Source organism: Sinobaca sp. H24 (assembly GCF_023845525.1).
This window is the reverse complement of the sequence record NZ_JALBWT010000048.1, coordinates 22,802-31,106: the sequence shown is the minus strand read 5'-3', so window position 1 is coordinate 31,106 and position 8,305 is coordinate 22,802. Positions and strand designations below refer to the sequence as shown.

Annotated in this window: 7 protein-coding genes, 1 pseudogene and 1 riboswitch; all 8 genes and pseudogenes read left to right on the top strand. The window is 46.7% G+C overall.

Going from position 1 to position 8,305, the window contains the following annotated elements:
• The first annotated feature begins 288 nt into the window (after positions 1–288).
• The 8 genes and pseudogenes from MMY81_RS30335 to purK all read left to right on the top strand — a co-directional run bounded on the left by MMY81_RS30335 (position 289) and on the right by purK (position 8,280).
• Positions 289–837 carry a HEAT repeat domain-containing protein gene (locus MMY81_RS30335; protein WP_252315754.1) on the top strand — a complete coding sequence of 183 codons (549 nt, stop codon included), beginning with the start codon at positions 289–291 and terminating at the stop codon, positions 835–837.
• Positions 834–2,243 (top strand): glycosyltransferase family 2 protein, encoded by a 1,410-nt coding sequence (locus MMY81_RS30330; RefSeq protein WP_252315753.1) that lies wholly within the window; start codon positions 834–836, stop codon positions 2,241–2,243. Before MMY81_RS30335 ends, MMY81_RS30330 begins: the two co-directional genes overlap by 4 nt.
• A 24-nt stretch (positions 2,244–2,267) precedes the next feature.
• Positions 2,268–2,633 carry a response regulator gene (locus MMY81_RS30325; protein ID WP_252315752.1) on the top strand — a complete coding sequence of 122 codons (366 nt, stop codon included), beginning with the start codon at positions 2,268–2,270 and terminating at the stop codon, positions 2,631–2,633.
• Positions 2,626–5,448: an ATP-binding protein gene (locus MMY81_RS30320; protein ID WP_252315751.1), complete on the top strand. Its 2,823-nt coding sequence runs from the start codon at positions 2,626–2,628 to the stop codon at positions 5,446–5,448. Before MMY81_RS30325 ends, MMY81_RS30320 begins: the two co-directional genes overlap by 8 nt.
• Before the next feature lie 182 nt (positions 5,449–5,630).
• Positions 5,631–6,135, top strand: a pseudogene (locus tag MMY81_RS30315) (DUF2179 domain-containing protein).
• A gap of 11 nt (positions 6,136–6,146) precedes the next feature.
• Positions 6,147–6,338 (top strand): NETI motif-containing protein, encoded by a 192-nt coding sequence (locus MMY81_RS30310; protein WP_252315750.1) that lies wholly within the window; start codon positions 6,147–6,149, stop codon positions 6,336–6,338.
• A gap of 81 nt (positions 6,339–6,419) precedes the next feature.
• Positions 6,420–6,521: riboswitch (purine riboswitch) on the top strand.
• A 140-nt stretch (positions 6,522–6,661) separates the two neighbouring features.
• Positions 6,662–7,150, top strand: coding sequence for a 5-(carboxyamino)imidazole ribonucleotide mutase (purE, locus tag MMY81_RS30305; protein ID WP_252315749.1), 489 nt, complete (start codon positions 6,662–6,664; stop codon positions 7,148–7,150).
• Positions 7,147–8,280 carry a 5-(carboxyamino)imidazole ribonucleotide synthase gene (gene purK, locus MMY81_RS30300; RefSeq protein WP_252315748.1) on the top strand — a complete coding sequence of 378 codons (1,134 nt, stop codon included), beginning with the start codon at positions 7,147–7,149 and terminating at the stop codon, positions 8,278–8,280. The genes purE and purK overlap by 4 nt, the downstream gene beginning before the upstream one ends.
• Positions 8,281–8,305: the final 25 nt, after the last annotated feature.

Sequence of the window (8,305 nt, the reverse complement as noted above, 5' to 3'; positions counted from 1 at the left end):
CAGTCAGCGCTTCAGGATGTGCTGCTCGAATTTATGAAATGGATGAATGATGAAGATACAGTAGCTGTAATTAATAACCTGGCTTCTTTAAAGCTGGCAGAACCCTATCGGAAGCAGCTTCGTTCCAGAAAAATATAGCGCTCGTCTGAATGCTATGTATTTTATAGAGAATTTTCATCTAACGGAGCTGGAGCCGGATGTATTAACCCTGTACCGTGAAAATAGAAACAGGGCGGAACTGAATCCACAGGCATCCCGGACTCTGGCGGCCTTCAATCCAGTACATTTATGAAGCTGTTTTTTCATGAGGATTCTAGCGAAGCCGGCTATTTATATAAAGAGGTGATACGTCGTCTGGATGACGTCGTCTATTCTCAGTGGATGGAAACGCTGGCCGTTCATCCTAATCAGAAAATCCGCGGTGCCATGCTGGCTGTCGCTGCCCAGAAGGGTGATTGGAGTGCGATCCCATTATTTGAAAAAGCAGCCGTAGATGATGAACTGGAAGTGCGCCTGCAGGCCTACAAAGGATTTGAAAAGCTTGGTGTTGTGCCCGAGATAATTATTCCCGCAGACATTGCCGCGTCTGAGTACTGGCCGGAGCGGATGATGGCAGCGCGGCTTTGGCGCGTGGCTCATTCCCGCGGGGTCCAGGAATTTATCCGGGATTTAATTAAAGATTCCTCCTGGTGGGTCCGATATTATGCAGGAGAAGCGTTAAGCTGCCACCCGAACGGAGAGGAAGAGCTGCTGTTTATCCATAATACGAGCGAGGATCCTTTTGCAAGAGATATGGCCGGACAGTGGCTGGATGCAATGAAAGGAGAAGTAGTATGACAGGTGTTCTGAATTTTATTTTTTTCATGCTGGTTCTCGGTTTTATCTGTTATACCTTTCTTGTGCTTATCTGGTATATCGTAACGGCCGTCACGGCTATGCGTGCAATGAAAAAGGCAGAGGGCATTCATGAAACAGAGCCTTACGAAGACAGGCTTCAGTCTGATGACATACCGCCGGTATCGATCCTGGTGCCGGGCTATAACGAAGAAGTATCGGTGGAAGGAACGGTCAAGTCGCTTCTCGGACTGCGCTACCAGGCATTTGAAATTATTATAGTCAATGACGGTTCCACTGATAATATGCTGAACACCGCTATTGAGGCTTTTCGCATGAAAAAGATAGAGCAGGTGGTACGCCGCTATGTTTCATCCAAACCTGTAAAGGCCGTGTATCAATCTGAAATTCATCGAAATGTATACCTCATTGATAAAGAGAACGGTGGAAAAGCCGATGCACTGAATGCCGGCATTAACGCTTCAAACTATCCATACGTTTGTTCCATTGATGCCGATTCGGTGCTGGAGCGTGATGCGCTGATTAAAGCCGTTCAGCCGATTATTGACGGGAACGGAGAAGTCATTGCCGTAGGCGGAAGCATCCGTATCGCTAATTCTTCTTCCATCGAACGCGGTGAAATTATGAATGTAACCGTTTCGAGGCGTCCGGTTGTTATTATGCAGGTGATTGAATATTTCCGAGCCTTTTTAATTGGGCGTCTTGGAATGAGCCATTTTAATATTCTGCTGATTGTATCAGGTGCTTTCGGCCTGTTTGAAAAAAGTGCAGTTATCGCAGCAGGCGGCTATCGTACCGATACGGTAGGAGAAGACATGGAACTGGTCGTGCGGATGCACCGGACAGCACGGGAAAATAACCGCAAATCAAAAATATCCTACATACCTGATCCGGTCTGCTGGACAGAGGCACCGGAAACTGCGGCTGTACTCCGTAAGCAGCGGAGACGCTGGCATCAGGGACTTACAGAAACATTTTGGATTCATAAAAGCATGTTTTTCCGAAAAAAATACGGAACGGTCGGTTGGATCGGCATGCCGGTTTTTTTCCTGATTGAATGGTGCGGACCTGTGTTTGAACTATTGGGCTACGGCCTGCTGCTATGGGCGCTGTTATTTGGAGAAGTAAATGCTCTGTTTGCCATCATATTGTTTTTGCTGATGATTATGATGGGATCACTGCTTTCTGTTACCTCGGTGCTGCTGGAAGAGCAGGGCAACGGCAGGCATACAAACGTAAAAGATTTAGACAGGCTGTTCTGGTATGCCTGGACAGAATCCTTCTGGTACCGCCCGCTCACTGTGTTCTGGCGCGTGGAAGGAATATGGAAGGCAATCAGGCGCAGCAAAGACTGGTCTAAAGCTGAAAGAAAAGGAATTTCGTCATAATAAGGCGGAAGAGGGGTGGGGTTTATGAAAAGAATATTAGTAGCAGATGATGAAGATGTGCTGAGAATGCTGATAGTGGATACACTAGAAGACGACGAGTATGAAATAGAGGAAGCAGAAAACGGCTCAGAGGCGCTTGAAATGGCTTCCGCAAAAGAGTATGACCTGTTAATTGTGGATTATATGATGCCCGGCTACAACGGAGTGGAGGTGCTGAGCCACCTAAAAGAACGAGGAAGGCTGACGCAGATGAAAAGCCTGATGCTGACGGCTAAAAGCCAGGAATCCGATAGGGAAAGCGCCTTAAAAGCGGGAGCGACGGAGTTTTTAACAAAGCCTTTCAGCCCTGCTCTACTTGTAAGCGTCGTAGAGGATCTTCTGGATGATTAACTATATTCTGGAAAAGGCGCACCGGAGCTTTTTATTAATCTTCGTGTGCCTGCTTCTTCTTATGGGAACCGGGGCTGTTATTCAGTTAAATCATATCAGCAGTGAACAGGAAGATATCCGAAACCAATCGGTTGAATTAAGAGAGCTTGACGGCCTGTTGTTCGATGTGGAAACTACTCTTCAGCAGATAGTAATTCAAGGCCGAGGGTATTACATTTACCAGGAGGAAGCTATCCTTGAAAATTTAAATACGGAAATAACAGAGCTCGAAGCTATACTTGCAGACTATCAGGCGCTTGAAAGCAGCCGGAAAAACGAAGAACTCGGGCAGGAAATCGATGCATTTACAACGCAGTATTCCGAAGAGTGGATTCCACAGGTGACTGCTCAAATAGAGAATGGCGGAGCCGAAATAAGTGCGATTACGTCGGGAGAAATTAATGAGCAGGCCAATCGTATTATTGATCAGACAACAGAAGAATATACGGCGGTAGAGAGTGAACGTGCCGCTATAAATGATGATTATTTTGCCTCCACTATACAGGCCAATAATTCCATTCTGCTTTATTTTGTTCTGATCCTGCTCGTTCTTGGTGTTAGCGTCTGGACATTATTATACTGGCTCACCAAGCCGCTTCAGGATTTAGAAGAAGCCGCAGACAAGATTGAAACCGGAGAAGACGTGGAGCTTAAGTATACAAAGCGGAAAGATGAGATGGGAGCGCTCAGCCGCACATTCTCGCAGATGGCGGCAAGCATCCAAAATAACCAGGAAATGCTGACCGACCGTAATGAAGAGCTGGAAAGTCAGCAGGAAGAATTGGAGCTTCAGCGGGAACGTCTTCATCAGATGAATGAATTTAACTCTTCTTTATCCGCCGTATCGGAAAAAAATGAACTGCTGCAGACCATATTAGCTCATTTTCAGGAGTTGTTTCCATTTGAGAAGGCTATGATTTTAACGATGCAGCCGGAATGGATGACGGCAAGTCTCGGAATGAGCGATGCGCGGGTCAAGTGGCTCACAGAACATATTGAAGAGACTCCTGCGATGATAACGTATGAAACAAAAAAGCCGCACATGGTTAAAGTGCAGGCGGACGCATCGGAGCAGGGGCTTTCGGAGGAAAGCCGGGATATGTACGAGCTGTATATGCCTATCTTTTCCGAAGGGGAACATTTAATTGGTGTCTGCTGTATGTATCGAATCGGCCGTCCATTTTCACAAGAAGAGCAGCATGCGATGTTCGGCCTGCTGAGCCAGTCCAAGATCTCCTTTGAGCGGATCATTCTTCATGAAACAACGGAAAAGGACAGTGCTCTTTATCAGGCCATTATTAATAATGTGAACGAGGGCATTCAATTTATTGACGCTAAAGGTAGAATGATTCACAGCAACAGCAAGATGGATCAAATAGCCGGGGAGTGCGCCCTTAAAAAATATCAGCAGCCGCCTTTTGAAAGCTGGACGTCCGGTCTTCTTTCCCACGTAGACGAAAAAGACCGCTCTATGCTTGAAGCTTATTTCTATTCCTATCGTGAAGGACAAAAGCCGAATATCGAAAAAGTGTACTATCATGTTCACGATGAAGAAGAAGTCCGGGTGTATGAAGTCTACGGAGAGCAGCTGTTCAGCGATGGAGAGCTGCAGGGTACTATTTTTGTACACAGGGATCATACGAGAAACTATGAGCTTGATAAAATGAAATCAGACCTTGTGAGTACCGTCAGCCATGAGCTGCGTACACCGCTTTCGAGTATTCTCGGCTTTGCAGAGCTTATGCTGATGAAAGAACTAAAACCGGAAAAACAGAGAAAATATATAGAAACGATTCATAAAGAAGGAAACCGGCTGACTCATCTGATTAACGATTTTCTGGATCTACAGCGAATGGAATCAGGCAAGGAAAGCTATGAAAAAGAACGGGTGGATGCTGCCGAAATTATTATGAACGTGGTTCATACAATGGAGCCCGGCCAGCCGAATCATTCATTTATAATAGAAGACAAGCTGCAGTCAGGGAAAATTTTCGCGGATGAAGATAAGCTGGTTCAGGTGATGACCAACCTCATCAGCAACGCTGTGAAATTCTCGCCGAACGGTGGTAATATTACTATCAGCATGCAGAATTCCCAGGATAACGTTATGGTATCCGTTACGGATCAGGGGCTGGGCATTCCGGAAAAAGAGCTGCCAAAGCTTTTCAGTAAATTTCACCGGGTAGAAGGAGAAAAGCGCCAGAAAATCCGCGGCACCGGTCTGGGGCTCGCGGTATGCAAAAAAATTCTCGAAGACCATAACGGCAGAATTATGGTGACGTCTGAAGAGGGTAGAGGCAGCACGTTTACTTTTTATCTTCCGGCACTCGACGGGGAAGAACTTCTTCACTATCCGCAATCTGATTCCACATTGACTGCGCTCGTCCTCGAGGACGATAGAAGCCTCGGCCTGCTGCTGTCGGAAGAGCTGCGCCATGCTAAATATGAGGTTGCGTTTCATTTTAATCCAACCGCCGCCCTGGCTGCGATTGACAGCGGTCTGAAGCCGGATATATTTATTGTCGATGTTATGCTTGGCGATGAAATGGATGGATGGACGTTTATTCAGCACATAAAAGCGAGAGAAGAACTCAAAAATATTCCGATCATTGTTTCTTCTGCACTAAATGAAGATACAGAAAAAATGCAGGAGCTGGAAGTGCATCATTATTTAACAAAACCTTATCCACCGCAGAAGCTGTCCCAGCAGGTACGCTATTTATTGAAGAAAACAAATCCTTCCGGAGAAATTTATGTCCCTTCCGTAAAGAAATAAGGAGCTGTTTGCAGCGTTTTTTCAAAAAACCAGGGTGTTCTGCTGGCATCTCGAAAACTGTCCCGAAGGGGGACAGTTTTTTTCTTTCCCGGTGGCTTAACTGATATGCGATAATGAATTAGTGGGCAAAAAAGGAGGTCATATCATTGTTAAGTACACTGCTCGCTAATGCCTGGAGTTTTATGGCGATTGTATTTGTTATTAATATTTTATACGTGACGCTATTAACGCTGCGGTTGATTTTTACATTAAAAGGACAAAAGTATTTTGCCGGCCTGTTTGGTATTATCGAAACGCTGGTCTATGTTATCGGCCTGGGGCTCGTCCTTGAAAATCTGGATAACTATTTAAATCTGGTTGCCTATTCCGTTGGATTTGGAACAGGGGTACTGGTCGGCATGAAAATTGAAGAAAAACTGGCTTTAGGATATATAACGGTAAATGTTATAACAAAAGAATATGAACCGGATATTCCCAACACCCTTCGTGACAAAGGCTATGGTGTTACAAACTGGGTGGCATATGGACGCGAAGGCGAACGGATGATGATGGAAATTCTGACTTCCCGGAAATCGGAGGCGCGTCTGTACCGGACGGTGAAAGAACTTGATGCGAAAGCCTTTATTATTTCGCACGAACCGAAAGCCTTTTTCGGGCGGCTTCTGGGTGAAGGGAATACGACGATAGGAGTATAAAGGATGGCTGCAAAGAAAACGTTTGAAGTGCAGGAGGGAGAAACGATCTCCGAATGTCTTGACCGCATCAGCAGGGAAGGCTTTGTTCCTGTGCGCAGGATGGAAAAACCCGTATTTACTGAAACGATGATAAATGGCAAAAAAGAGCATACGGTATTAAAACAACAAATCATTTTTGAAGCAAAACCTCAATAACCGAACATTAAAACTTAATACAATTATAATGTTCGATTTCCGTTGACAGATTTCATGACATCTTGTTAAGCTGTAAGAGGAATAAAAACGACATATAACCCTCATATAAAATTGGGAATAGGGCCCAAACGTTTCTACCTGGTGACCGTAAATCGCCGGACTATGAGGAAAGAACGCCCCCGGCACCATGTCCGGGGTGTGTTCTTTCCGGCCCCGGCAAGTCTGACAGCTTTCTATAAAAGAAAAGTCAACCTACCGGGGCTTTTTTCGTGGATTTTTAACACATAGAATACAATGGAGCAAAGTCGTAGAGGAGTGGAAGAATGAATCCGCAGGTTGGAGTAATTATGGGAAGCACATCTGATTGGGAAACGATGAAAAACGCATGTGATGTGCTGGACGAGTTGGATATTACGTACGAAAAACAGGTGGTTTCCGCTCACCGGACACCGGATTTAATGTTTGAATACGCAGAAACGGCCCGGAAGAAAGGGCTGAAGGTGATTATTGCAGGAGCAGGAGGTGCCGCTCACCTGCCGGGCATGACCGCAGCAAAGACAACCCTTCCTGTTATCGGCGTGCCGATCCAGTCCAAAGCGCTGCAGGGAATGGATTCGCTTTTATCAATTGCGCAGATGCCCGGCGGCGTTCCGGTTGCTACAGTAGCTATCGGAAAAGCAGGCGCTGTTAATGCCGGCCTGCTTGCTGCCCAGATTTTATCAGCCTTTGATGAAAAGCTTGCTGAAAAAATGGATAACCGGCGCGAAGAAATGCGCAGTAAAGTAATAGAAACGGGGGAGCTTCCATCATGACGTTAATTCCTCCAGGCAGTACAATAGGCATTCTCGGCGGCGGCCAGCTCGGACGCATGATGGCGATTGCGGCCCGGCCGATGGGCTACCGCACAGCTGTACTGGAACCTTCGACAGGCTCACCTGCCGGCCAGGTATCCGATGTGGAAGTAGAAGGCGCCTACGATGACCGCAGCGCAGCAGAGGAGCTTTCCTCGCACTGCAGCGTTTTGACCTATGAATTTGAGAATATTGATGCAAAAACGGCTTCTTTCCTGGAAAAGTCCATGTACCTTCCGCAGGGGGGCGCCCTTCTTCAAACGACCCAGCACAGGCTTCGCGAGAAGCAGGCTATTCAAGACGCCGGCGTTCCGGTTGCCCCTTATCGGCCGGTAACCGACTATGAGTCCCTGGAGACCGCAGTTGAAGCCATCGGTCTTCCTGCTGTCTTAAAAACATGCCGGGGCGGTTATGACGGCAAAGGACAGGAAGTACTGAGAAACAAATCTGATCTTCAGGAAGCCTACAGCCGGCTTGCAGAAAAAAATCCGGCGGACTTTGTGCTTGAAGCCTGGATTCCTTTTGAAAAAGAAATATCTGTGATTATTACCAGATCGACAACAGGGGAAACAGCGGTTTTTCCGGTAGGCGAAAATATTCATGAAAACAATATTCTCCATCAAACAATTGTTCCGGCCCGTATATCCGGAAGCCTCGCAGAGAAAGCCTATGCAGTGGCGGAAACATTAGCCGGTCATCTAGAGCTTGTCGGGACGCTCGCTATTGAAATGTTTGTCATAGATGAAGAAACGCTCTATGTCAATGAAGTAGCGCCCCGCCCGCACAATTCCGGGCACTATACGATCGAAGCTTGTGAAACATCCCAGTTTGAGCAGCATATCCGTGCCGTCTGCGGTCTTCCTCTGGGTCCGACCGGACTTCTGAAGCCGGTCGTGATGACGAATATACTTGGTGAGCACGTAGAGCCGGTAATGAACGGCCTACAGGATTTTGCCAAAGAGCATATTCACCTTTACGGGAAAGCCGAAAGCCGCACCGGCCGGAAAATGGGACACTGGACCGTGCTGCGTGACAGCGTGGAGCAGGCGCTCGAAGACAGCAATAATGTATGGAATACCTATATCAAATAAAGCAGCAGATAGAGAGAGTGGAGGA